Genomic DNA, 23,443 nt, shown 5'->3' with positions numbered 1-23,443 from the left:
ACCCGAACCGGGCGAAGCAGGCGGAGGGCTGCTGTCATGAGTGACGTTCCGAACAGCGACGGGCCGATCACCTTTCCCGATCTGACCGTCTTCAACCCCGCGCCTGTGGGTGTGGCCCTCTTCCGCGGACCGGAGCACATCCTGGTCTATACCAACGATACCTACCGGCACCTCTTCGGTACGCGTCAGTACGGCGTCCCCGCCCGGCAGCTGTTCGCCGACCTGAAGCCGCAGCAGATCTTCCACCTGCTGGACGTCGTCTACGAGACGGGCGAGCCGGTCGTCATCGGTCCGGAGAGCCCGATGACCCTGCGGGACGAGCGCGGAGTGATCCGTGACCGGTGGTTCAGCATCAGCCTGTCGTGCTCGGCCCGGCAGACCTCACCCGGCGATCCGGCGGGTCCCGGGGACCACGGGGTGCTGGTGGTGATCGTGGACGTCACCGGTGAGGTGACCGCCAAGGAGGCCGCCCACGAGCAGGCGGAACAGCGGCGGCGCGCCCTGCTCCGCTACCAGAGCCTGATCGCGGTCAGCGTCCAGATGGTGTGGGTGGCCGACCGCGACGGGCGCGTGATCCAGCTCAGCTCCGGCTGGCACCGGGTCACCGGCATGCCCGAGGAGAAGCTGCTCGGGTGGGGCTGGCTGGACAGCGCCCACCCCCGGGACCGCGCCGGCCTGGCCAAGGCCTGGAACCGGGTGGTGCGCACGGAGCCGGATTCGTTCGAGCACCGTTACCGGATGCGGCGCCGGGACGGCACCTACCGGCACTGCTCGCTGCGGGTGGCGCCGGTCCGTGAGCACGGCGACGTCACCGAGTGGGTGGGAGCCTGCGCCGACATCGAGGACCAGTGGCTGCGCGAGCGGCGCCAGGACCTGCTCGGCCAGGCGTCGATCGCGGTGTCCGGGCCGAACCGGCCCGAGCCGGCGCTGGAGGCGGTGGGGCGTGTCCTCGTACCCGAACCGGCGGACGCGTGCGGCATCTATCTGCTGCCCGAGGGCGTCCGTCCCCAGGCGGCCGGCCCGCTGATGACCCGGCATGTGGCCACGGTGACCGCTCCCCATCTGCCGTCCTTCCCGTCCGGCGGGGAACTGCGGGGCACCCCGCCGGGCAGCCTGTTCGACGAGGTGGTACGGCGCGGACGGACCGCCCTTCGGCGTGCGGGCCCCGACGGTTTCGCCGAGGCCGACATACCGCCGGGCGCGGCCGCGTGGGCGCAGGCCGGCGGGATACGGGAGGTCGCCCTGCTGCCGGTGGTGGTGCTCGGCGAGATCCGGGCGGTCGTCGCCCTGTACGCGGCGGACCGTGAGCCCTTCAGCGCGGAGGAGATCTCGCTGGTCGAGGAGGTCCTCGACCGGACCGCGCCCGCCTTCGGCCGGCTGCTGGAGCTGCGGCGCACCCAGCGTGTCGCCCTCGCCCTGCAGGAGAGCCTCCTGGGCGCCCCTCCCGAGGTGCCCGGGCTGGACATCGTGGCCCGCTACGCGTCCAGCGCCGCCGCGAACGAGGTCGGCGGCGACTGGTACGACTCCTTCGTGACCCCCGACGGCGCCACCGCACTGATCATCGGCGACGTCTCCGGACACGATCTGCAGGCGTCCGTGACCATGAGCAAGATGCGCAACATGCTGCGCGGCATCATCGTCGACCGGCGAAAGCCCCCGGGGGACGTCCTGCGCCGGCTCGACCGGGCCACCTGCCTGCTGGGCCCCGAGGAGGGGACGGTCACGTGCGTCTACGCCAGGATCGAGGAGGCCGAGGGCGGCGGCCGACAGCTCAGCTACAGCGTCGCCGGCCATCCGCCGCCGCTGCTGGTCACCGCCGACGGCCGGGCGCGGTTCCTGGAGGACGCCCAGGACCTCATGCTCGGCGGGCTCAAGCCCGACGGTCTGCTGCGCATCAGCGCCACCGAGCCCCTGGAGCCCGGCAGCACCGTCCTGCTCTACACCGACGGCCTGGTCGAGCAGCCGACCGAGGACCTGGACCAGGGGCTCGAGCGTCTGCGCCGGCACGCGGCCGGGCTGGCCGGTGCCCCCCTGAGCACGTTCTGCGACGAACTCCTGCGAGAGGCGTGCACGGTCAGCGGCGACGACATCGCCCTTCTCGCGGCCCGCCTGCCGGCCGCCGCGGGCTGAACGGAAACCCTCTGCGAGAGCGGGGGCTGTTCCCCGCCCCCACGGGACGTTACCGTTCGGTAGAAACGCGTTCCGGAGGTGTCCGCATGACGCTCGACCGTGCCGCGGGTCTGGCCGAGACCGCCCGCGCCCTGGCTGCCGGAGAGGTGTCCTCCCGCGCGCTGGTCGAACAGGCCCTGGCGCGGATCGAGGCCACGCAGTCCTCCCTGAACGCCTTCCGCGTCGTCCGCGCCTCCGCCGCGCTCGCCGAGGCCGACGCCGCGGACCGGAAGCTGGCCGCCGGGGTGCGGCTGCCGCTGCTCGGGGTGCCGGTGGCCGTGAAGGACGACATGGACGTGGCGGGCGAGCCGACCGCGTTCGGCTGCCGCGGGGACTTCCCGGTGGTGGCCGAGGACGGCGAGGCGGTGCGGCGGCTGCGTGCGGCCGGAGCGGTGATCGTGGGCAAGACCAACACCTGCGAGCTCGGCCAGTGGCCCTTCACCGAGGGGCCGGCCTTCGGCGCCACCCGCAACCCCTGGGCCCCCGACCGCACTCCGGGCGGCTCCTCCGGCGGGTCGGCGGCGGCGGTCGCCGCCGGGCTGGTCCCGGCCGCGCTCGGCTCGGACGGCGCCGGCTCGGTGCGGATCCCGGCCGCCTGGACCCATCTGGTCGGCATCAAACCCCAGCGCGGCCGGATCTCGACCTGGCCGCGCGGCGAGTCCTTCAACGGCATCACGGTCAACGGCACCCTGGCCCGTACGGTCGGCGACGCCGCCCTGCTGCTGGACGCGGCGAGCGGCAACCACCCGGACGACCCCCACCAGCCGCCCGCCGTGGACGTCACCGCCGCCGTGGGCCGCGACCCCGGCCGGCTGCGCATCGCGCTCTCGCTCAAGCCGCCGTTCACCGCCCTGCCCGCGCGCCTGGCCCCCGAGGTGCGCGACCGGGTCGTGGAACTCGCCCGAAGACTGAGCGCGCTGGGGCACGAGGTGGAGGAGGCCGACCCGCCGTACGGGCGGATCGGGCTGGGCTTCGTGCCCCGCGCCGCCGCCGGGGTCGCCGAGCTGGTCCGCGAGGTCCCGGACCCGGCGCTGCTCGACCCGCGCACCCGCGGCACCGCCCGGCTGGGCCGGCTGCTCGCCGGTTTCCCGCTGCGGGCGGCCCGGCGGGCCGAGGCGGTCCTGCACCGGCGCATCGGCCGCTTCTTCGACTCCTACGACGTGGTTCTCGCGCCCACGACGGCCACTCCCCCGCCGCGGATCGGCGCGATGCTCGAGCTCGGCGGCTGGGCCACCGACCGCGCGATGATCGCCGCGTGTCCCTACGCCTGGCCGTGGAACGTCCTGGGCTGGCCGGGAGTCAACGTGCCCGCGGGCTTCGTCGCCGGGGGTCTTCCGGTCGGTGCCCAGCTGCTCGGCCCGGCGAACAGCGAACCGCTGCTGGTCTCGCTGGCCGCGCAGCTGGAGGCGGAACTGCGCTGGCACGAGAAGTGGCCCGAGCAGCCGGCGCTCACGGACTCCCCGGCCTCCTGACCGGCACCGCCCCGCACCGGGCACCGCCCGCACCCGACGACGACGGCCGCGGGCCACGGCCGTCCTTTTCTCCTTGCTGATTCTCCCTGCTGACGCCCGGTCACACCGCGGCGAGCAGGACGCCCAGCGTGATCAGCACGCCGACCTTGACGACCTCGAGGGCCACATACGCCAGGTGGCTGCGGGAGCGGGGGCCCTCCTCCCCGGCCAGGACCCGGTCGGACCTGCGGTTCAGCCAGGGGCGGACGACGGCCAGCTGGGCGAGGAGCACCGCGGCCACGGCCGCGGTGAGCCCGATGACCGGCGCCGTGGCCGCGCCCGTGGCGACCGCGACGATCAGGACGACGGCCAGCACTGTCTCCACCAGGTTCAGCGCCCGGAAGACCAGCCGGCCTATGCCCAGCCCGATGGGGACGGTCACACCGGGGGCGCGGAACTTCAGCGGGGCCTCCAGGAAGGAGATGGCCAGCACCATGCCGAGCCAGACGAAGGTGGCCGCGCTCGCCACGGCGGCCGACGTGGTGTTCATCGATGCGTCGCCTTTCTGTCGGGTCTGTCGGGGCGCAGGCGGCCCGTGGCCGGCCGGGTCACGCGACCGAGGTCCCGGCCGGGCGGGCGGCCAGATGGGCCAGGCAGGAGTCGGGTTCGGCGAACGGTTCCAGACGGGTCGCGGTCAGCGGGGCGCGCAGTCCGTCCAACGCCCCCTGCATCAGCCCCAGATGGACCGGGCACACCAACTGGCCGTATTCCTCGGCCAGTTCGAGGAAGGGACAGTGCCGCAGCCGGATCCGCTCCGGCGCCTTCCCGGCACCGCCGCCCTCGGCTTCGGGGGCGAAGCCCAGGCCGTCGAGCAGGGCGAGGAGCCGGGCGGCCGAGCGCTCGGCCGTCGGCGGCTGCGAGGGCGGCAGCGGGTCGACCAGGAAGCCGCCCCAGGCGCGGCCCGCCTCCGTCGCGGCCTCCCGCGCCCGGGGGCCCTGGGACGCCAGCTGTCCGAGCAGGATCCGGGCCAGAAGCCGGTAGCTGCGCGTCCCCCCGCGGTCCATGCCGGGGCGGGGAGCGTAGACGGTACGGGGACGGCCGGGGCCCGAGGGCGCCTCGGCCTGCCGTACGACCATCCCCTCGGCCACCAGGGCGTCCAGATGGAAGCGGACGGTGTTGGGGTGGACCCCGATCCGTTCGGCCGTCTCCGCGACGCCCAGCGGCCGGGCGGCGGCGCGCAGCACGTCCAGCACCTCGCGGCGGCGAGGGCTCTTCCGGGGGGCGGTCACATCCGCTCACCTCGTTTCATCTGCGCGTTTCACCTGCGGTGACCTATTTTTACGAATCCTACATGTAATAATCGTGAGCCGGAACGGCCCGGACGAGGACGAAAGAGGGTGCGCCATGACATCGCCTTCCGCGCGCGGCACCGACCCGGCCGGCGGGACGGATCCGGAACCGCGGCTCCTGTGCGACGCCCGGGCCCTGGCCGACGCTCCGCCGCTGCCGGCCGGTGTGCTGTGGAAGCTGGACGAGCCCGGACGCCAGCTCGACGCCAATGTCGTACGCCTGGCACCGGGCGGGAGCGTCGCACCGCACCGTGAACCGGACCTGGACGTCCTGCTGTTCGTCGTCGCGGGCAGCGGCGTCCTCGGCGCGGGCCGCGGCGACGAGCCGCGGCAGCTGACCCCGGGGACGACGGTCTGGCTGCCACACGGCTCCACACGCAGCCTCACCGCGGGCCGGGACGGCCTGACCTACCTCACCGTCCACCGCCGCCGTCCCGGAATGCAGATCCGCCGCCGCGACGACGCCACCTGACCGGCGCGGCACCACTCCACTGCCGCATCCGGGCGCGCACTGTACGCCCGAAGTCAGTGCACTCCGGAGGGCGTTCTAGGGTTCCCCCGTGAGTGCCTTCGTCGACGAGAACATTCCCGGCCGTTACGGCCCCACCGCCACCACCGAGGTCGACCCCCGCCGGGTCGGCCGGGTCCGCACCGAGTACTCGCCCGCCTACGACGGCGATCCCGATCCCGGGGAGATCGTCTGGACCTGGGTGCCCTTCGAGGAGAACGACGGCCGGGGCAAGGACCGCCCGGTCCTGGTGGTGGCCCGGGAGGCCGCCGGGACGCTCCTCGCCGTGCAGCTGTCCAGCAAGGCGCACCACGGCGACCGTGAGTGGGTGCCGATCGGAAACGGGCCCTGGGACCGCTCGGGCCGGGACTCCTGGGTGGATGTCGGCCGGGTGCTGCGCCTCCACGAGGAGGGCATGCGCCGTGAGGCGTGCGCTCTGGACCGTATGCGCTTCAACCTCGTCATACACCGGCTGAGAGAGCGCTACGGCTGGGACTGATCCGGGACCGGGAAGGCCCCGGCGGACCGCCCGCCGGGGCCCGGCCGCGCCCCCTTGACGTCACGGACAAGTCGCGGACAGCGGGATTCGGGGCCAGGATTGTCACGAACCGCGCCCTTGTGCGGATCGGCCGGAGGGTTTTGGCTGGGACGGTGCGCCACCGCCCCGGCCCACCGTCCCCGGGACGGTGGTGCGCCGACATCGCAGGAGGACCCGACATGTCCGATTCGGCAAGCGGCTGCACGGGCCCCCGTGCAGTCATCACCGAAGCCGAGGCCGAGGCCCTGGTCCACGGCATCTGCTTCAAGACCGGACCACCCCGCCGCCTCGGGGTCGAAGTGGAATGGCTCGTCCATGAGCTGCACGCGCCGCAGCTCCCCGTGACACCCGAACGCCTCGAAGCGGCCTACGCCGCCCTGCGGACCGTGCCCCTGAGGTCGGCGCTCACCGTCGAACCCGGCGGCCAGCTGGAGCTGAGCTCGCCGCCCGCCGCCTCCCTGATGGAATGCATCGGCACCGTCTCCGCGGATCTCGACGCCGTCCGCGCCGTTCTGGCAAGGGACGGCCTCCGTCTCGTCGGCCTCGGCCACGATCCCTGGCACACCCCCCGCAGGTTTCTGCGCGAGCGGCGCTACGACGCCCTGGAGACCTGCCTGGACCGTGACGGCCCGGCCGGCCGGCACATGATGTGCGCCTCGGCGTCCGTCCAGGTGTGCGTGGACGCCGGGCACGAGGAACCCGGACCGCTCGGCCACGGGCGCCGCTGGTGGCTGGCGCACCATCTGGGCGCGGTGCTGGTGGCCGCGTTCGCCAACTCCCCGCTGCTGGCCCGCAGGCCCACCGGCTGGCTCTCCACCCGGCAGCGGACGTGGGCGCGGATCGGCCCCGCCCGCGCCGGTGCTCCCCCGCTGGACGGCGATCCGCGCACCGCCTGGGCCCGGCACGCCCTGGACGCGCCGGTGATGTGCGTACGGCGCGACGACGGCCCCTGGGAGGTGCCCGAGGGGCTGACCTTCCGGCAGTGGACCCGTCTGCGCCGCCCGAGGCCGCCGACCAGGGACGACCTCGACTACCACCTCACCACGCTGTTCCCCCCGGTCAGACCGAGGGGCCATCTGGAACTGCGCATGATCGACGCGCAGCCCGGCGACCACGGGTGGATCGTGCCGCTCGCGGTCACGGCGGCGCTGTTCGACGATCCGCAGGCGGCCGAGACCGCCTATCGGGCGGTCAAGCCGCTCGCCGAACGCGCCGGTCCCCTGCCCGCGCCGCACAACCCGCTGTGGGCCGAGGCGGCCCGCACCGGGCTCGCCGACCCCGAACTGCACGAGGTCGCCGTCACCTGCTTCACGGCCGCCCTGGAGGCCCTGCCCCGGCTCGGCGCCGGCACCGAGGTCACGGACGCCGTCGCCGCGTTCCAGGACCGCTATGTCCGCAAGGGCCGCTGTCCCGCCGACGACCTGCTCGAACCGCTGCGCACCGCGGACGGTCGCGCGTACCGGAAGGACACAGCGACATGACCGACCCCGCCCTCGCCCCCGAGACACCGCGTGACCGGGCGCTGCGCTCGCTCACCGCGGCCCGTGACCGCACCACGCTGCTGACCACCTGTGTGGAGGATCCCGATCTCACCGCCCAGCACTCGCCGCTGATGTCCCCGCTGGTGTGGGACCTCGCCCACATCGGCAACCAGGAGGAGCAGTGGCTGCTGCGCAGGGTCGGCGGCCAGGAGGCCCTGCGCCCGGAGATCGACAGCCTCTACGACGCCTTCGAGCATCCGCGCGCCGAACGCCCCTCGCTGCCGCTGCTGCCCCCCGACGAGGCCCGCCGCTACACGGCCGAGGTGCGCGCCCGGGTGCTGGACGTGCTGGAGTCCACCGTGTTCCACGGCACCCGGCTGACCGAGGCCGGATTCGTCTTCGGCATGATCGCGCAGCACGAGCAGCAGCACGACGAGACCATGCTGATCACCCATCAGCTCCGCAAGGGACCGCAGGCCCTGACCGCTCCCGACCCGGAGCCGGCACCGCCGTTCACCGGCCCGTCCGAAGTCCTCGTTCCCGGAGGCCCGTTCACCATGGGCACCTCCACCGAACCGTGGGCGCTGGACAACGAACGGCCCGCGCATGTGCGCGAGGTGCCGCCGTTCTGGATCGACACCACCCCGGTGACGAACGGCGCGTACCTCGCGTTCATCGAGGACGGCGGCTACAGCGACCCGCGCTGGTGGACACCGGACGGCTGGGCCCACATCCGCCGGCATGGGATCACCGCGCCGCTGTACTGGCGGCGTGACGGCGGACAGTGGCTCAGGCGCCGCTTCGGCGTCGTCGAGGCCGTCCCGCCCGAGGAGCCGGTGCTGCACGTGTGCTGGTACGAGGCCGACGCCTACGCCCGCTGGGCCGGGCGCCGGCTGCCCACCGAGGCCGAGTGGGAGAAGGCGGCCCGTCACGACCCGGCCACCGGCCGCTCGATGCGCTACCCGTGGGGCGACGACGACCCCGCGCCCCACCACGCCAACCTCGGTCAGCGGCATCTGCGTCCGGCTCCGGCCGGCAGCTATCCGGCCGGGGCGTCCCCGCTGGGCGTACGGCAGTTGATCGGGGACGTGTGGGAGTGGACGGCGAGCGACTTCCTTCCCTACCCGGGCTTCACCGCGTTCCCGTACAAGGAGTACTCGGAGGTGTTCTTCGGGCCGGAGTACAAGGTGCTGCGCGGCGGTTCGTTCGCCGTGGACCCGGTGGCCTGCCGGGGCACGTTCCGCAACTGGGACTACCCGATCCGGCGGCAGATCTTCTCCGGGTTCCGCACGGCCCGCTCGGAGGACTCCTGATGTGCCGTCACCTGGCGTACGTGGGGCCGCGGGAGCCGCTCGGCCGGTACCTCGTGGAACCGCCGCACGGCCTGTACCGGCAGGCGTGGGCCCCCCGACACCAGCGGTACGGGACGGTCAACGCCGACGGCTTCGGGGTGGGCTGGTACGCCGAGGGCGACCCGGTGCCGGCCCGCTACCGCCGTGCCGGTCCCATCTGGGCCGACCCGTCCTTCGCCGATCTGGCCCGGGTGGTGCGCACCACGGCGCTGCTGGCCGCGGTGCGGGACGCGACCCTCCCGGGTGCGGACGCGGAGGCCGCGGCGGCGCCGTTCGCCGCGGACCGCTGGCTGTTCAGCCACAACGGCGCCGTCACCGGCTGGCCGGACTCGCTCGCCGCGCTGTCCCGCACCCTGCCGCCGCGGGACCTGCTGGCGCTGGAGGCCCGCACCGACTCGGCACTCGTCTGGGCGCTGGTGCTGGCCCGGCTGCGCACCGGCGACGGGGCGGGGCAGGCGCTCGCCGACACCGTGCTGGAGGTCGCCGCGGCGGCCCCCGGCTCGCGGCTCAACCTGCTGCTCACCGACGGCGGGACGATCACCGCGACCGTCTGGGGCGACACCCTGTGGTACCTCACCGGACCCGGCCGCCGCACGGTGGTGGCCTCCGAGCCCTACGACGACGATCCGCGCTGGCTCCGGGTCCCCGACCGCACCCTGCTGACGGCCGACCGCACGGACGTCCTGCTCACCCCGCTCAAGGACCTCACCGAGGACCTGGCATCCGCCCCCTGCGAGGAGCCCCGTACGTGAATGCGTTCCACGTCACCCGCATCCTGCCCGAGGAGGCCGTGGCCGCGGCGCTGCGCGCCGACGTCCTGCACGGCCTGACCTCCCGTCCCAAGTGGCTGCCGCCGAAGTGGTTCTACGACGCGCACGGCAGCGAGCTGTTCGAGCGGATCACCGAGCTGCCCGAGTACTACCCGACGCGCGCCGAACGCGAGATCCTCGCCGACCGCGCCGCCGAGATCGCCGCCGTGCTGCCCGCCCGCACCCTGATCGAGCTGGGCTCGGGCTCCTCGGAGAAGACGCGCCACCTGCTCGACGCGCTGACCGGCCTGCGCACCTACGTCCCCGTCGACGTCAGCGGCACCGCGCTGGAACAGGCCGGGCGGGCGCTGGCCGCCGAGCGGCCGGGGCTGCGGGTGCACGCGCTGATCGCCGACTTCACCGCCGGCCTGACCCTGCCCGACACCCCGGGGCCGCGGCTGCTGGCGTTCCTCGGCGGCACGATCGGCAACCTGCTGCCCGCCGAACGGGCGACGTTCCTGGCCGGGGTGCGCGCCCTGCTCTCCCCCGGCGACGCGCTGCTGCTCGGCACGGACCTGGTCAAGGACGAGGAGGTGCTGGTCAGGGCGTACGACGACGCGGCGGGGGTGACGGCCGCGTTCAACCGGAACGTCCTGAGCGTGCTCAACCGCGAGCTGGGCGCCGACTTCACGCCGGACGCCTTCGACCATGTGGCGCTCTGGGACGCCGGCAACGAGTGGATCGAGATGCGGCTGCGCTCGCGCACCGCGCAGACCGTGAAGGTGCCCGCGCTCGCGCTCGCCGTGGACTTCGCGGCGGGCGAGGAGCTGCGCACCGAGGTGTCGGCGAAGTTCCGCAGGGAGCGGGTGCACGAGGAGCTGGCCGCTGCCGGGCTGGAGTCGGCGCGGTGGTGGACGGACGGCGAGGGGCGCTTCGCGCTGTCGTTGAGCGTGGTGCGGTGACGGTGCGGTGAGACCGCCGCCCGGAGCGTGCGCGTGCGTCTCCGGGGTCCCCGGGTTCTCCGGGCGCTTCGGCTGCTCCGCGCGCTCCGGGTGCGCTGAACGCTCCGGGTGTTCCAGACGCTCCGGGGCGAGCGGGGCTCGTGCGGGTGGCCGGGGCTCGGTGGCGGCCCCGTGCCGGGCCGGGGCGCGTACGTCATGCGGGCCGCACGCCTCGCGCTCCGCCTCCGCATACGGCACGGTGGAGTGACGTACGCCACACGCGCGTGCGCTGTCCGCAACCCCGCGGTCCACAGCCTCAGTCGCAGTCCCAGTCCGCAGTCCGCCGGGAGGAGCACCCCGATGACCGAGCACACCTACCGGGTCACGGAGATCGTCGGCAGCTCGCACGAGGGCGTCGACCACGCCATCCGCAACGCCGTCGCACGCGCCTCGCAGACCCTGCGCAACCTGGACTGGTTCGAGGTGACCCAGATCAGGGGCCAGATCGAGAACGGGCGGATCGAGCACTACCAGGTGGGCCTGAAGGTCGGCTTCCGGATCGAGGACCCGAGCTGACACCGGGGCCGCTCAGGTCCGCCCCTCGCGTTCCTGCGCGGCCCTCAGCGCGGCCGACGGAGCCGCCCAGCGGGCGCGCAGGACGCGGAACCCCGCCCGCTCCGCGTCCTCGCACACCAGCTCGTCGTCGTCCACGAGGACACGGATCTCCCGGTGGCGGGCGAGCCGGCGCAGGATCTCCAGCTTGGTGCGGCGGGCCGGCCTGCGGTCGGCGTTGCCCCGCATGTACAGCCGCCCCTCGGGCAGCCCGTGCGCGGCGAGCCAGTCCAGCGTGTCCCGGCGGCACCGCTCGGGCCGCCCGGTGAGATAGACGATCTCGCACTCGGCCGCACTCCTTTGGGCCAGTTCGACGCCCTGCTCGATCGGCGGGTCCGCGGGCGCCGCGGCGAAGAAGGCGTCCCAGTCGCGCGGCCGGCGTTCGAGGAACCGCTGCCGGTGCGCGGTGTCGGCGAGGGTGTTGTCCAGGTCGAACACGGCGAGCGGCCGTTTGCTGCTGTCCGTCACGGCGCCAGCGTAGTGCGGCCTTTCCCGGGAGCTTTCCGGGGGTTCCCGGGGGGTTCGGGGGCGTCCCCCGTCCGGATGCGAGCCGGGAGCCCGCGCCCGATGCTGGGTACATGCCCGGATCACTGCCCGTGGTCGTGTCCCCGCCCTCCCCGACGGGCGGCCGGCGCGTGCGGGTGAACGGCGAGATCCTGGGGCTGGCCCACAGCGTCACGGATGTCGCCGAGTTCCTGCGCCGCGCGGGCCTGGAGATCGAGCCGGCACAGGTCGTGGTCTCCCCGCTCATCGACTGGCGCGGGGGCGGCCCGGACTACTGGGGCCCGGAGCCGGGAGTCCCGTCCGGCTGACTCCGCGGAAGAGCCCGCACGCGGGGTGCGCGGCGGGGATGCCGGGGATGCCTACGACCGCCGGGAGCGGTTGCGGTCGACGATGGAGGCGTTCAGGGCCGTCGCGAAGGCGCACCAGGCGGCGTAGGGGACGAGGGTCCCTGCCGCGGTTTTGTCGATGTGGCCGATCCGGCGGATGAGCCGGGCGTTGCTGAGATCGAGCAGGAGGACGTCGGCCAGCGCTGCCCCGGGGCTGCGGCGGGCGAAGAACAGCCGGGTCCACCCCGCGTTGAGCACCAGGTTCGCCGCCAGCTCGGTGAGGAGCCGGCCGCGGTGCGGGGTTTTCCCGAGCGCGTGACCGGTGGCGTAGGCGAGGGCGGCGTAGAGCGGTGGCCATACGACGCCGAATGTCCGGGGCGGCGGCTGCCAGGGAGGCTTGCGCAAGGACCTGTACCAGCGGCTGTCCGAGTCGACGGCCCTGGCACCTGCCACGGCCGTGGCGGCCACGGCCGCCGCGGCCGCGCCGTACCGCAGCCAGGGGCCGGTCCGCCTGGTCCGCCCCGGGGTGCCGTCGTGCTTGCCGATCGGTTCCATGCCTCCCCGTCTTCCCCGGTTCCGTCCGCTCTCACCAGGACCGGCGGGGAGAACCGGGCGTCGGCGCGTGCTCGGCCGCCCGGCCGCCCGGCCGTTCAGCCGTGCAGGGGGAGCAGAATGCGGAAGGTGGCGCCCTCGCCCGGGGCCGTGCGGACCTCCACCCGGCCACGGTGAGCCGTCACCAGGGAGTGGACGATCGCGAGACCGAGACCGGCGCCTCCGCTCCGGGTGCGGCCGCGGGAGTCGTCCGCACGGTAGAAGCGGTCGAACACCCGGGCGGCCTGTTCCTGGGACATCCCCGGCCCCTCGTCGTGGAGCTCCAGGACCGCCAGACCGTCCTGGGTGCCGACGCCGATCCGGACCGGGGTGCCGGGCGGAGTGTGGGCCACCGCGTTGCCGACGAGGTTGGAGGTGACCTGCCGCAGTCTCTCCTCGTCGCCGAGCACCGGCGCGCCCCCGGGCGGGCCGCCGCCGGGGCCGGTGAGGGTCACGGGGCGCCCCGGATCGAGTGCGCGCAGGTCGTGCAGGGCGTCGACGGCCAGAGTGCGCAGGTCCATGGGGGTGAGGCGGAGCGGGAAGTCCGCGGCGCCGTCGTGCTCGTCGAGGCGGGCGAGCAGCAGCAGATCCTCGACCAGCCGGACCAGCCGTGCCGCCTCCCGCTCGATACGGCTCATCGCGGCGTCGACATCCGCACGCTCGGGCATGCCGCCCATCCGGTACAGCTCACTGAACCCCTTGATGCCGAAGAGAGGGGTGCGCAGCTCATGACTGGCGTCCGCGACGAAGCGGCGCATGCGCTCGGCGGTGGCGGCCCGGGCGGCGTCCCCCGCCTCGATCCGGTCCAGCATGCCGTTGAGCACCGTGGCCAGCCGGCCCAGCTCGGTGCGGGAGGCGGCCAGTTCCGAGATGCGGCGGGAGAGGTCGCCGTCCGCGATGGCCGCCGCGGTGGCCTCGATACGGCGCAGCGGACGCAGCCCGGCCCGCACCGCGCCCCAGCCGACCGCACCGAGCAGGGCGAGCACCAGGAAGTCGACCACCAGCATCCGGGCGCCGAGCTGCCCGACCGTCTCCCGCACCTCGGCGAGCGACCCGGCGACGACGACACTGCCGCCGTCCGCGCCCCGGTCCTCCTGCCCCGTCCGTGCTCCGTCCGGTCCGTCGAGAGGCCGGGCGATCACCCGCCAGGCCGCGCCGCCGTCGGCCGCCGGGACCTCGAAGGGACGGCCGCGGCGCTCCCCGACCGCCGCGGCGTCGAGCACAGGCAGCTCGGGGGCGCTGCGCTCGGCCCGCCGGACGACCCGCCGCACCTGGCCGTCCGGGCCGAGACAGGCCAGGTGGACGTCGGCGATCACCTGCTGTGCGGGGGTCTCGTGCCTTTCCAGCGGCACCTGGTCGCGCAGGGCGACGGACAGGTCGTCGAAACGCGCCGCCACCGTGACGGCGGCGTGCAGCCGGTTGTCCAGCTGCCGCACCAGGTCCCGCTCGAGCAGGGTGATGAGCAGGATGTTGCTGCCGAGCAGGGCGGCCACGAGTAGCAGCAGGGAGATCACCAGCAGCCGGACGCGCAGCGAGAGCCGCCCCCACCGTGCGAACCGCTCACGCGGCGCGGACCGGCCGTCCGGTGCGCGCCGGCCGCGCGCCGCCGGCCGGCCGCGCAGTCCACGCGGGGTGCTGTCGCTCATGGCCGGGGCCTGCGCAGCACATAGCCGGTGCCGCGCACCGTGTGGATCAGCTTCGGCCCGTCCTCGTCCTCCACCTTGCGCCGCAGATAGCTGATGTACGAGGTGACGATGCTGTCGTCGCCGCCGAAGTCGTACTGCCAGACCATGTCCAGAAGCCGGGCCTTCGACAGCACCTGGCCGGCGTTCTCCATCAGCACCCGCAGCAGGCTGAACTCGGTCGGGGAGAGATGCACCGGGCGTCCGCCCCTGGTGACCTGATGGCTGTCGGGGTCCAGTTCCAGGTCACCGACGACCAGCCGGCCGTCCGCCTGCCGACCGCTGGTGCGGCGCAGAATGGCCCGGATGCGCAGGATCAGCTCCTCCAGGTTGAACGGCTTGGTGACGTAGTCGTCGCCGCCCGCCCTGAGCCCGCCGACGCGGTCCTCGGGCGCGTCACGGGCGGTGAGGAACAGCACCGGTGGATGCCCCGCCGCGACCGGATGCCCGCCGCGCAGCCGGCGGACGACCTCGAAGCCGTCGACGTCGGGCAGCATCACGTCGAGGACGATCAGGTCGGGGCGCTGTTCCCGCACCGCTTCCAGCGCCTGCGCGCCGGTCGCGACCGGGACCACGGCGAAGCCCGCGAGACGCAGGCTGGCGGACAGCAGTTCGCGCAGCGTCGGGTCGTCCTCCACCACCAGCAGCCGTTCCGGTGCCGTCATGCGGTCCTCGCTTCCGCCCCCGCCCGAGCATCCACTTCCTGCCTCCCGCCCGCTATGCGTCACGCTTGTGGAAGACGACGAACGCCGCGGTCAGCAGAACCGCGACACAGCCCGCCATGACGGCGAGTCCGGCCCACGGGCCCAGCAGCGCGGGATCACGGTAACCGGTGATGATCTGCCCGCCGGCCAGGGGCGGCCAGTACTTCACCATCCAGTCGCCGACCCCGCCGGGCAGCGCCGGCGCGAACGCCTGCACGATCAGCAGGACGCCGAACAGCGTCGTCACCGTCGCCGTCGTACTGCGGATCATGGTGCCGAGCGCCAGCCCGAACAGTGCGGCGAGCGTCAGATAGAGTCCGCAGCCCACGATGCCACGCAGCGCCTGAGGGTCGGAAAGGGCCAGGTACGGGGCGCCCTCACGGGCCAGCATCGCCTGTCCGGCAACGAATCCGGTGAGGGACACCAGCAGCCCGGTGGGCAGCGCGACCAGGACGAGGGCGACGGCCTTCGCCGCCAGCACCCGGACCCGGTGCGGCACGGCGGTCAGCGTGCCGACGATCGTGCGGGCACCGTACTCGGAGGTGATCGTCAGACCGCCCAGCAGGCCGAGCGCGACCTGCGCGAGCAGATAGCCGCGCAGACCGGTGGCCAGCGGGTCGAAGGCGGCCCGGTCGGCCGCGGGCAGGGTCGCGTACTCGCTCCCGGCGGACGTGCCGCTCAGCAGGGCGAGACCGGTGCAGAACACCAGGGTGCCGAGGACGAGGTGGAGGGTGGACCGCATGGTGCGAATCTTGATCCACTCGGCGTGGAAGCAGTGCGGGAGGGTCGTCCGCCCCGCCGCCGCTCCCGGGCGCGCTCCGTCCTTCCGTGCCTGCTGCCGATTCTCCGGCTGCTCCTGCTGCCGGTTCTGCGGCTGGTCCTGCCGTTGACGGTGCGGTGCCTTGCTCCGCGCCGCGGTGCGCGGTCGTATGACGCTCCGGCTCATCGGCTCATCTCCTTCTGCGCACGGTCAGTGCGGTCGGCGCGCTCGATGTGCTCGATGTGCTCGGTACGCCCGGTGTGCTCCGTGCTCCGCCCATGCTCCGTGCTCTCCGTGCGGTACTGGACGGAGTCGCGGGTCAGATTCATGAAGGCCTGCTCCAACGACGCCTGCCGGGGCGTCAGTTCGTGCAGTTCCACTCCCCCGGCGGCAGCCAGCGCACCGATCCTGGCGGCGTCCAGCCCGGTCACCACCAGGCCGTCCGTACCGTCCTCGCGCACCTCGGCCGCCGGCTCCAGCATCCGGCACAGCGTCTGTGCCTGTGGGCTGCGCACCAGCACCTCGCGGCTGGAGTGCGCGTCGATGAACGCCGTCATGGAGGTGTCCGCGATCAGCCGTCCGCGTCCGATGACGACGAGGTGATCGGCGGTGAGCTCCAGTTCGCTCATCAGATGGCTGGACATCAGCACGGTACGCCCCTGGGCGGCCATCCGCCGCATCAGCCCCCGCATCCAGACGATGCCCTCCGGATCGAGTCCATTGAGCGGCTCGTCGAGGATGAGCACCGGCGGATCGCCCAGCAGGGCGGCGGCGATGCCGAGCCGCTGCCGCATACCGAGCGAGAACGTCCCCGTCCTGCGGCGGGCCACGCTCTCGAGCCCCACCTCCGCCAGCACCTCCGCCACCCGGCGGCGCGGAATCCCGTTGCTCGCCGCGAGCGCCAGCAGATGGTCCCGTGCGGTGCGGCTGGGCAGGAACGCACCCGCGTCCAGCAGCGCGCCGACGGCTCTCAACGGCGCCGGGTGCGCGGCGTACGGGAGCCCGCCGACGGTGGCGGTTCCCGACGTGGGGGCGTCCAGGCCCAGGATCATCCGCAGGGTCGTCGACTTTCCCGCACCGTTGGGCCCGAGAAACCCGGTCACTTCTCCCGGGCGGACGGTGAACGTCAGGTCGTCGACGGCCGACACCTCGCCGTAGCGTTTGGTCAGCCCGCGGACTTCGATCATCAATGACTCCAGAACCGATGGTGTGGGTGGTGCGCACCGTCCTCACGCGCGCCACTCCACAGTGATCCGCTCGTCTGAGGCGGATCTGCACAAAGCTGAGTGCTTCCTGTGAACCGGGCACCCTCCCGGGCAGAAAACCGGCAGGTCACGGCACCCATCGGCCGGGGACTCACAGAAACTCACAGAAAACAGCCGCCGGTCGTCAGCCGCGAACGGGGAGCCGACCGACACGGCGTCACGGACGAGGCCGGACGGCGTCCCGCCGCACGGGACCTCCGCGAACAGCCTTGAACGACGCCGGTTTCGCCCTGTGGCGTGCCGGCGCCGTGGGCCGTCTCTGCGGTCAGGAGCCTTCCCTGCGGGCGACGGAGAAGTCGACCTGGAGCGCGTAGCGGTGGGCCACGTAGGAGCTGACCGTGTATTCCAGGGGAGCGCCGTGCTGGTCGGCGATGGAACGCGTCTCGACGAGCATCGGGGTGGTGGCGTCGACGCCGAGTTCGGGTGCGTCGTCGCCGGCTGTGCGTGCGCTGAGGACGGAGGAGCCGAGGGTCGGGTGCAGGCCGAGGCGGCGCAGCGCGTTGTGCAGGGAGCCGGTCTCCAGGTCCGTACTGAGCAGGGCGCCGAGGGAGGCGGGGAAGGCGGCGTGTTCGACGGCGATGGGCAGGTCGTCGAAGAGCCGGACGCGGCTGATCCCGACCACAGTGGCGTCCTGGGCGGGGTCGTCGGGGTAGAGCGCGGCGGCCTCCTGGGGCGAGGCGGGGCGCACGCCGGCCTGGAGGACGCGTGAGCGGGGAGTCCTCCCGGCCGCGAGGGCCTGGTCGTGGAAGCTCATCAGGGTCCCGACCGGGCGGGCTGCGGCGGCCCTGCGTACGAAGCTGCCCCGGCCGGGCACGCGTTCCAGCAGGCCGTCGCGTTCCAGCCCGGCCAGGGCCGCCCGCACCGTCATCCGGGAGACGCCGAACTCCGCGGCCAGACGCGGCTCCGAGGGGAACGGGTCGCCGTCGGCGGCCGCGGCGATGCGTCGGCGCAACTGCTTCTCGATGCGTTCGTACAGCGGCTGCGGTGCGGCCATGGCGGGTGCTGTTCCTCCTGGGTCGGTGCGGGTCGCGGCTTCCGGCGGGACGCCCGTCGACACCGTCATCCTCACCTGTATAGGCTGTCTAGACAGCTTATGGAGGGCCGGAAGGGAAAGCCATGTCTGTCGCCCCGATCGCCGCCCCGCGCTGGGACGGTCCGCTGCCCACGCTCGAGGAAGCGGCGAAGATGATCGACCACTCGCTGCTGCGGCCGGAGCTGACCCCGGCCGAGGTCGCCGCCGGTCTGGAGACCGCGGTGAAGTACCGCACGGCCTCGGTGTGCGTGCGCCCGGCCGATGTCACGACCGCGGTGGCGGCGCTCGCGGGCAGCGGGGTCGCGGTCGGTACGGTCGTCGGCTTCCCGCACGGCGGGGCGACCACGGCGGCCAAGGTGTTCGAGACCACTGAACTGATCGGCCTGGGCGCGCAGGAGATCGACATGGTCATCGACATCGGCCGTCTGCGCGGCGGCGACGTCGCGTACGTCCAGGACGAGATCGCCGCGGTCGTGCAGGCGGCGAAAGGCCGCACGGTCAAGGTCATCTTCGAGAACGCGTATCTGGACGACGAGCAGAAGGTCGCCGGATACCGCGCGGCCGAGGCGGCGGGGGCGGCCTTCGTGAAGACCAGCACCGGGTTCGCCCCGGGCGGGGCGACGGCCGCCGACATCGCCCTGATGCGGCGCACCGTCTCACCGCACGTCCAGATCAAGGCCGCGGGCGGCGTGCGCACCCTCGACGCCCTGCTGGAGCTGCACCGTCTGGGCGCCACCCGCTTCGGCGCGACCGCCACCGCCGCCATCCTCGACGACCTCCGGGCCCGTCTCGCCGAGGCCGCGTCCCCGGCGGACGGCGGGCCGGAGAAGCAGGGTTAGGAACGGGCCCTGAAGCACACCAGGGTGTTGCCGCCGTCGGCGAGCAGGGACCAGTACCGAAGGGGGTCCTGGGCACTTGTGCGGCAGTGGGAGGCATTGGCGCCGGCGGGTGCCCGGTACACGGCGGCGACGACGAGGACCTGGTTGTAGGGAACGGGCACCCGGGTGGCGTAGCAGTCCGCCGCCGTGGTGGAGCCGATGGAGGTGATGGTGTTCCCGGACTGTTTGGCGAGCACGCAGTAGTCCTTCACCCAGACCCGGTTGAGGCAGAGGGTCGTGGTGTTGCCGGTGATGGTCGAGTAATAGCTCCACCTGTCCCGCCCCACGCCCGTCGGGCACGTGATGCTGCTCGTGGCGGTATGCGTCACCTGGAAGAGTCCGGCCCGCTCGCTCCTGCAGGACACCGCATCCGGCGGGACGGGGACATTCCAGGTGCTGCCGTTCCTGTACACCGGCAGACACGTCCCCCGGACGACCGCCCGGAACGCCTCCTCTCTCGGGTCGGTCGGTTCCGGCCGGGGTTCCGGCTCCGCCCTCCCGGCACCGCCCGAACCGCTCCCCCCGTCACCGCCGTCACCGCCGTCGGCGCCGCCGCCTCCGAGTTCGATGCCGGGCACGGGCAGGTCCCCGATGCCGGGTCCGTCCGCACCGTCGGCCTGACGGGACACCCCCGGACGGTCGACGGAAGGGCCGCCGCGGTCGCTTCCCCCTCTCCGGCTGCAGCCTGCCAGGAGCACGGGTACGAGCAGCCAGACCAGCCAGGTCCAGCGTCTTGAGCTCTTGCCCCTCATCCGCATCCTCTTCCCGCTCGTCTCCTCCGAGGGGTGTGAGCGTGACACAACTGCCCGGTGACGAAACGGCATTCGGGCCCTCTAGTACGAGTTCGGGACATTCGTCGAGCGAATGTGACCGAACATCCGCATATCCGCCACGCGTTCCGTCCGCAGGGGACGCGACGTCAGACCGCCGCAGTCCAGGGAATCGACGGCTCGACGGCGGCTGTCCGACTGCACGCAGCAGTGACCGCAGGTGCGGGGACTTGCGGAAGGTCCGCCGTGTGCGATCCCTTCCGGCCTCCTGCCCGTGACAGGGCCCGGGACAGGACAGAGCGCTGCGGTTCCAGCGCACGAGGACGGCCCAAGTGCTCTGTCCCGCCGGGGCGTTCTGCTCCCCGCGCACACGGGGATGACCCGTCCCGGTCACCGGGAGTTGTCACCGCCCGGCGGGCCCTGCAGGTCCTGCCGGGCCCCGCAGAACCCCACAGGCCCCACCCGGTTACAGCAGGCCACCCAGCGGCAGGGCGCGTTGGGAGAGTTGTCCGCGCAGTCTGTTCTCGGTGATGTCGGCTTCGGCAAGCCAGTCGGCGGTGACCAGCAGGTCGGCATGTTCGCCGATCTGCTCGGGCGTCAGGCTGGAGAACGCGGCGATCCGGTCCAGGTGCAGCCCGCCGTCCTCCGGGTGCCCGAGGCTGCCGTCGGGGCGGATGTGGGCGGCGGTGTACAGGGCCAGGAGCCGGGTGGCGGCGCCCAGTTTCTTCTTGCGGATCTTCCGGTCGCCCACGACTCTCTGTGCCCAGCCGGAGATCCTCGAGCGGGTGGTCTTGCCGAAGGTGAACAGGCGGGGCTGCTCGGGCAGCAGCGTGGGGACGGTGAACGTGGTGGGGTTCTCGGGCCGGGAGGCCATCACCTCGGCGACGGTGTCGGGCAGGCGCAGCCAGTCGGCCTCGGCCAGCTGCTGAAGCACGCGCTCGGCGTCGCCCTGGAGCCAGCCGGTGAGGTCTTGGCCGGTGACGTTCCCGCTGCCGGCGCGCGCGGCCCGCAGGGTGAGCATGAGCACCGCCAGGCGTACCTCGGCCTCCGGGTGCGGGGAGTGGGCGGCGACGTGGTTCAGCACGGTGCGGGCGTGCTCGGCCTGGTTCCGGGTCAGGAGGCGTTCCACCACCACTCCGCCGTCCAGCGTGCCGACCCGGTTGTGGTGCATCTCGCGGGTGGTCTGCGCGGCTTTCTCGGCCCGCTGCGCCTCCTGTCGCAGGGATTCGTCACCGGTCACATCGGCCCACAGACGGAAGGCGCGGGCCTTGCGTTCGTGGAGTTCGGCGAGGAGGAGGAGATCGGGTTCGGTGCGCTTCTGGTAGGCGCGGAAGGCGTCTCCGAGTTCGATGAGCTCCAGGCGCAGGACTTCGGGCTCGAGGTTGTGCGGCACGATCCGCTGTGCGATCTTCCCCCACCGTTTCGCCCGCCGGGGCATCGCACTCGGTGAGGCGGCGCGGGCACGGGGGGCCGACACCAGTGCGGCGATCGAGGCCGGCGAAGCGTTGACCACGCGGGATGAACCGGCCGCGGGGGAAGAGCCGGAGTCGGAGAACACCGCCGCCATGCCCCGGCCCGCCGTGCTGCTCGCGGTTTCCCGCTCCGCGTCCGGCTTTTGCGTCGCCTGGTTCGGCCGGGGCGGGGCGGGGCGAGCCGGGGACGGGGCGGTGTCCAGGACACGGCAGCCGGGAGTGGCGGCCGCGCACCGGGCGCACATTTCCGCGATCCGCCACAGTCTTCCGGCACGGTCCGCGTACACCGTCAGGACCACCGGGCCGCCGCACCGCGCGCCCTCCGCCGGGCGCGTGCCGCCGCGCCGTCCGGCGACGGGATCGGGGAGGTGCCAGGCGCAGTCGGCGGCGCGGCAGGCGCACCACGCCTCGCCGCGCGGTCCGCCGTCCTCGCGGATGCGGGCCAGGTGCAGGTTGACGTGCTCGACCGCGGCCTTGCGTCCCGCGGAGGTGCTGGGAAAACGCTGATCGGCGCAGGCCGGGCGGGAGCAGGAGAGCCGGACGATGCCGGCGGAGGGGCGGCCGTCAGGGTCCAGGCGCACCGTCCATACCCGCCCCACGACGCGCTCTTCCTGGCGTGTGCCGGCTTCCACCGTCATATGCGCACCTCTCATGCTTTTTGATCTGTTGCCCCGGGTGCTCCCCATCATCGGGGATACCGCCTCTCGGTCCCCGGGGAACGGAACTTTCAGGCCGACGCGCCCTGTTGCTCACCCACCGGTCGGCATCGGCACGCGCTTCGGGCTCTCGGCCCACGCCGGTGCGTCGCCCGGGGAGTTCCGGCGCGGGGCCGGGATCAGGGCCGGCCGACCCGTACGGCTCTTTCCGGGGCTGTGGGCGGGAGCTTTTCCGTGCTGTCCGCGTGAACGGTGAAGCACTTGCCCGGGGACGGGGGCGGGGAGGGCGAAGCGGACGCCCCGGGACATGAGTGCTCTGCGCGCCCGGCCGGAGACGGAGCTGCTCCCGGTGTGGTGTCCTCGGCGCCGTGGATGGCCGGTCTCCGGAGCCACGAGCACGGCCGACTCGATTCCGGCCCCTGCACATCCATGGTCGGTCCCATGCCCGACAGTACGTGCGGACACCCCAGGAGGTTCCGCACTCGTCGGCAAATTCACCTGACCGAGTGACGAGTAGGCGTGCGCCCCCTTCTATGGTCACTTGATGGCCACTGACGGCCGAGGAGGACGCGGGTGGGGTGGACGTCCGGGCGCACGCCCGCTCCGTGATGCCGACGTGCGCATCGATGCGCCGCAGCGGAGGGCTCAGGAAGCCGGTGGTCCGGCGCCGACAGCGTGTCCGGTGGCTCGGCCGGGGGCGACGCGGCGGACCGCCAGTGCGTCCAAGCGACGCATCCTCGCGTCGGAGGGCGCGCACACCAGGTGTCCGACACTGGCCGGCGGTCCGAGGCCCGGGTGTCCGTCGCGCAGCGCGGCCTCGACGAAACCCCGCAGGCGTTCGCCGCACCGGCGGTAGAACCGCAACTGGGTGCGGCGGCCGAACAGCCGCCACCCGAGGGAAGTGATCCGGTCCAGCGTGGGGGCGCCCTGCGAGTAGCAGGAGACCACGAACTGCACCTGGCCCGTGTTCTGCCGTTTGACCACCTCGTAGGTGGCCTTGCCGCGCTCCAGGTGGCCCTCCAGGGTCTCGTAGGCCCAGCCCCAGGTGCGGTCCGTGGTGTCCCGGGTCTCGTCCACCACCTCGGTGACGCGCACACCGCAGTAGAAGTGCATGCCGTGGAAGCGGGCCTCGAGCAGCATGTCGCGGCCGAGCAGCGGTGTGGTCGGGTCGTACAGGGCCCGGACGATCTCCGGCGGGGAGAACTGGTAGTCGCGGACCAGCCGGCGGGCATGTTCCCAGGACCCTCCCGGCTCCGGAGGGCCCGGCCGCTCCGAGGGCAGCACGGTGCGGTAGGTGTCGATGTTCCAGGACGGTTGGCGGACCTCGTCGGCCGAGTAGTTGACGCGTGCGTCCGCGAGCTCTCTCCACGCCCGTACGACGTCGATCCGCCCGAACCTCCAGTCACCCACTCGGGTCACTCGGGTCACTCGGATTCCGGCAACGACTCGCCGATCAGCCACAGCGTCGGCGGCCACAGGCCCACGAAGAGTGCGCGGCGCTCGGCGTTTCCCCGTTGTTCCTGGTCGACGGTCTTCGCACGCACCCACAGCGTCACGCACAGAGCGACCGCGGCGAGTGAGGAGAGGTGCAGGTGGGTGCGGCGTACGCCCACCCGATGCAGGAGCCGAACCACCATGGGGGCCTCCGGATT

Annotated in this window: 24 protein-coding genes; 11 read left to right on the top strand and 13 right to left on the bottom strand. The window is 73.3% G+C overall.

Annotated elements, in window-relative coordinates; translation table 11 throughout:
• Positions 1-36: 36 nt before the first annotated feature.
• Complete coding sequence (locus ABD224_RS09480; RefSeq protein WP_344048944.1) at positions 37-2,130, top strand: SpoIIE family protein phosphatase; 2,094 nt, start codon at positions 37-39, stop codon at positions 2,128-2,130.
• Between the two features lie 86 nt (positions 2,131-2,216).
• On the top strand, positions 2,217-3,641 hold the full coding sequence (locus ABD224_RS09475; protein ID WP_344048943.1) for an amidase: 1,425 nt from the start codon (positions 2,217-2,219) through the stop codon (positions 3,639-3,641).
• Positions 3,642-3,741: 100 nt separating this feature from the next.
• Here ABD224_RS09475 and ABD224_RS09470 read toward each other — a convergent pair whose 3' ends face one another.
• Both ABD224_RS09470 and ABD224_RS09465 read right to left on the bottom strand, forming a co-directional pair.
• On the bottom strand, positions 3,742-4,170 hold the full coding sequence (locus ABD224_RS09470) for a hypothetical protein (protein WP_344048942.1): 429 nt from the start codon (positions 4,168-4,170) through the stop codon (positions 3,742-3,744).
• Positions 4,171-4,228: 58 nt separating this feature from the next.
• Positions 4,229-4,909 carry a helix-turn-helix transcriptional regulator gene (locus ABD224_RS09465; protein ID WP_344048941.1) on the bottom strand — a complete coding sequence of 227 codons (681 nt, stop codon included), beginning with the start codon at positions 4,907-4,909 and terminating at the stop codon, positions 4,229-4,231.
• Between the two features lie 115 nt (positions 4,910-5,024).
• On the opposite strand from ABD224_RS09465, the gene ABD224_RS09460 reads away from it, so the two are divergent.
• The 7 genes from ABD224_RS09460 to ABD224_RS09430 all read left to right on the top strand — a co-directional run bounded on the left by ABD224_RS09460 (position 5,025) and on the right by ABD224_RS09430 (position 11,114).
• Positions 5,025-5,441 (top strand): cupin domain-containing protein, encoded by a 417-nt coding sequence (locus ABD224_RS09460; protein WP_344048940.1) that lies wholly within the window; start codon positions 5,025-5,027, stop codon positions 5,439-5,441.
• An 88-nt stretch (positions 5,442-5,529) separates the two neighbouring features.
• Positions 5,530-5,976, top strand: coding sequence for a type II toxin-antitoxin system PemK/MazF family toxin (locus ABD224_RS09455; RefSeq protein WP_344048939.1), 447 nt, complete (start codon positions 5,530-5,532; stop codon positions 5,974-5,976).
• Positions 5,977-6,194: 218 nt separating this feature from the next.
• Positions 6,195-7,496 carry an ergothioneine biosynthesis glutamate--cysteine ligase EgtA gene (egtA, locus tag ABD224_RS09450; RefSeq protein ID WP_344048938.1) on the top strand — a complete coding sequence of 434 codons (1,302 nt, stop codon included), beginning with the start codon at positions 6,195-6,197 and terminating at the stop codon, positions 7,494-7,496.
• Positions 7,493-8,809 carry an ergothioneine biosynthesis protein EgtB gene (gene egtB / locus ABD224_RS09445; protein ID WP_344048937.1) on the top strand — a complete coding sequence of 439 codons (1,317 nt, stop codon included), beginning with the start codon at positions 7,493-7,495 and terminating at the stop codon, positions 8,807-8,809. The genes egtA and egtB overlap by 4 nt, the downstream gene beginning before the upstream one ends.
• Positions 8,809-9,600 (top strand): ergothioneine biosynthesis protein EgtC, encoded by a 792-nt coding sequence (gene egtC, locus ABD224_RS09440; RefSeq protein ID WP_344048936.1) that lies wholly within the window; start codon positions 8,809-8,811, stop codon positions 9,598-9,600. Before egtB ends, egtC begins: the two co-directional genes overlap by 1 nt.
• Entirely contained in the window at positions 9,597-10,559 is a 963-nt protein-coding gene (gene egtD / locus ABD224_RS09435) for an L-histidine N(alpha)-methyltransferase (RefSeq protein ID WP_344048935.1), read from the top strand. The genes egtC and egtD overlap by 4 nt, the downstream gene beginning before the upstream one ends.
• A 339-nt stretch (positions 10,560-10,898) precedes the next feature.
• A complete protein-coding gene (locus ABD224_RS09430; RefSeq protein WP_344048934.1) occupies positions 10,899-11,114 on the top strand; it encodes a dodecin in 216 nt (71 codons plus the stop codon).
• Positions 11,115-11,126: 12 nt separating this feature from the next.
• Here ABD224_RS09430 and ABD224_RS09425 read toward each other — a convergent pair whose 3' ends face one another.
• A complete protein-coding gene (locus ABD224_RS09425; protein ID WP_344048933.1) occupies positions 11,127-11,618 on the bottom strand; it encodes a phosphatase domain-containing protein in 492 nt (163 codons plus the stop codon).
• Positions 11,619-11,728: 110 nt separating this feature from the next.
• On the opposite strand from ABD224_RS09425, the gene ABD224_RS09420 reads away from it, so the two are divergent.
• Complete coding sequence (locus tag ABD224_RS09420; RefSeq protein WP_344048932.1) at positions 11,729-11,962, top strand: hypothetical protein; 234 nt, start codon at positions 11,729-11,731, stop codon at positions 11,960-11,962.
• Between the two features lie 51 nt (positions 11,963-12,013).
• On the opposite strand, the gene ABD224_RS09415 is transcribed toward ABD224_RS09420, so the two are convergent.
• The 6 genes from ABD224_RS09415 to ABD224_RS09390 form a co-directional block, all read right to left on the bottom strand.
• A complete protein-coding gene (locus ABD224_RS09415) occupies positions 12,014-12,535 on the bottom strand; it encodes a TspO/MBR family protein (protein ID WP_344048931.1) in 522 nt (173 codons plus the stop codon).
• 95 nt (positions 12,536-12,630) lie between these two features.
• A complete protein-coding gene (locus ABD224_RS09410; protein WP_344048930.1) occupies positions 12,631-14,217 on the bottom strand; it encodes a sensor histidine kinase in 1,587 nt (528 codons plus the stop codon).
• Positions 14,214-14,918 carry a response regulator transcription factor gene (locus ABD224_RS09405; protein ID WP_344048929.1) on the bottom strand — a complete coding sequence of 235 codons (705 nt, stop codon included), beginning with the start codon at positions 14,916-14,918 and terminating at the stop codon, positions 14,214-14,216. Before ABD224_RS09405 ends, ABD224_RS09410 begins: the two co-directional genes overlap by 4 nt.
• A 52-nt stretch (positions 14,919-14,970) precedes the next feature.
• Positions 14,971-15,903, bottom strand: a complete 933-nt coding sequence (locus ABD224_RS09400; protein WP_344048928.1) for an ABC transporter permease — start codon at positions 15,901-15,903, stop codon at positions 14,971-14,973.
• Positions 15,900-16,904, bottom strand: a complete 1,005-nt coding sequence (locus ABD224_RS09395; RefSeq protein WP_344048927.1) for an ABC transporter ATP-binding protein — start codon at positions 16,902-16,904, stop codon at positions 15,900-15,902. The genes ABD224_RS09400 and ABD224_RS09395 overlap by 4 nt, the downstream gene beginning before the upstream one ends.
• 343 nt (positions 16,905-17,247) lie before the next feature.
• Positions 17,248-17,976 carry a GntR family transcriptional regulator gene (locus ABD224_RS09390; RefSeq protein WP_344048926.1) on the bottom strand — a complete coding sequence of 243 codons (729 nt, stop codon included), beginning with the start codon at positions 17,974-17,976 and terminating at the stop codon, positions 17,248-17,250.
• Positions 17,977-18,098: 122 nt separating this feature from the next.
• Here ABD224_RS09390 and deoC point away from each other — a divergent pair, with 122 nt between their 5' ends.
• Positions 18,099-18,854 (top strand): deoxyribose-phosphate aldolase, encoded by a 756-nt coding sequence (gene deoC / locus ABD224_RS09385; RefSeq protein ID WP_344048925.1) that lies wholly within the window; start codon positions 18,099-18,101, stop codon positions 18,852-18,854.
• Here deoC and ABD224_RS09380 read toward each other — a convergent pair.
• From ABD224_RS09380 to ABD224_RS09365, 4 genes are all read right to left on the bottom strand, one after another.
• Positions 18,851-19,522 (bottom strand): hypothetical protein, encoded by a 672-nt coding sequence (locus ABD224_RS09380; RefSeq protein WP_344048924.1) that lies wholly within the window; start codon positions 19,520-19,522, stop codon positions 18,851-18,853. The two genes, deoC and ABD224_RS09380, sit on opposite strands and share 4 nt — an antisense overlap.
• Before the next feature lie 607 nt (positions 19,523-20,129).
• Positions 20,130-21,773 carry a hypothetical protein gene (locus ABD224_RS09375; protein ID WP_344048923.1) on the bottom strand — a complete coding sequence of 548 codons (1,644 nt, stop codon included), beginning with the start codon at positions 21,771-21,773 and terminating at the stop codon, positions 20,130-20,132.
• Positions 21,774-22,436: 663 nt separating this feature from the next.
• Positions 22,437-23,201, bottom strand: a complete 765-nt coding sequence (locus ABD224_RS09370) for a DUF1990 family protein (RefSeq protein ID WP_344048922.1) — start codon at positions 23,199-23,201, stop codon at positions 22,437-22,439.
• 14 nt (positions 23,202-23,215) lie between these two features.
• On the bottom strand, positions 23,216-23,428 hold the full coding sequence (locus tag ABD224_RS09365; protein ID WP_344048921.1) for a hypothetical protein: 213 nt from the start codon (positions 23,426-23,428) through the stop codon (positions 23,216-23,218).
• Positions 23,429-23,443: the final 15 nt, after the last annotated feature.

Source organism: Streptomyces thermoalcalitolerans (assembly GCF_039525155.1).
In the GTDB taxonomy this organism is placed as follows: Bacteria; Actinomycetota; Actinomycetes; order Streptomycetales; family Streptomycetaceae; genus Streptomyces; species Streptomyces thermovulgaris.
This window is presented reverse-complemented; position numbering and strand designations above follow the sequence as displayed.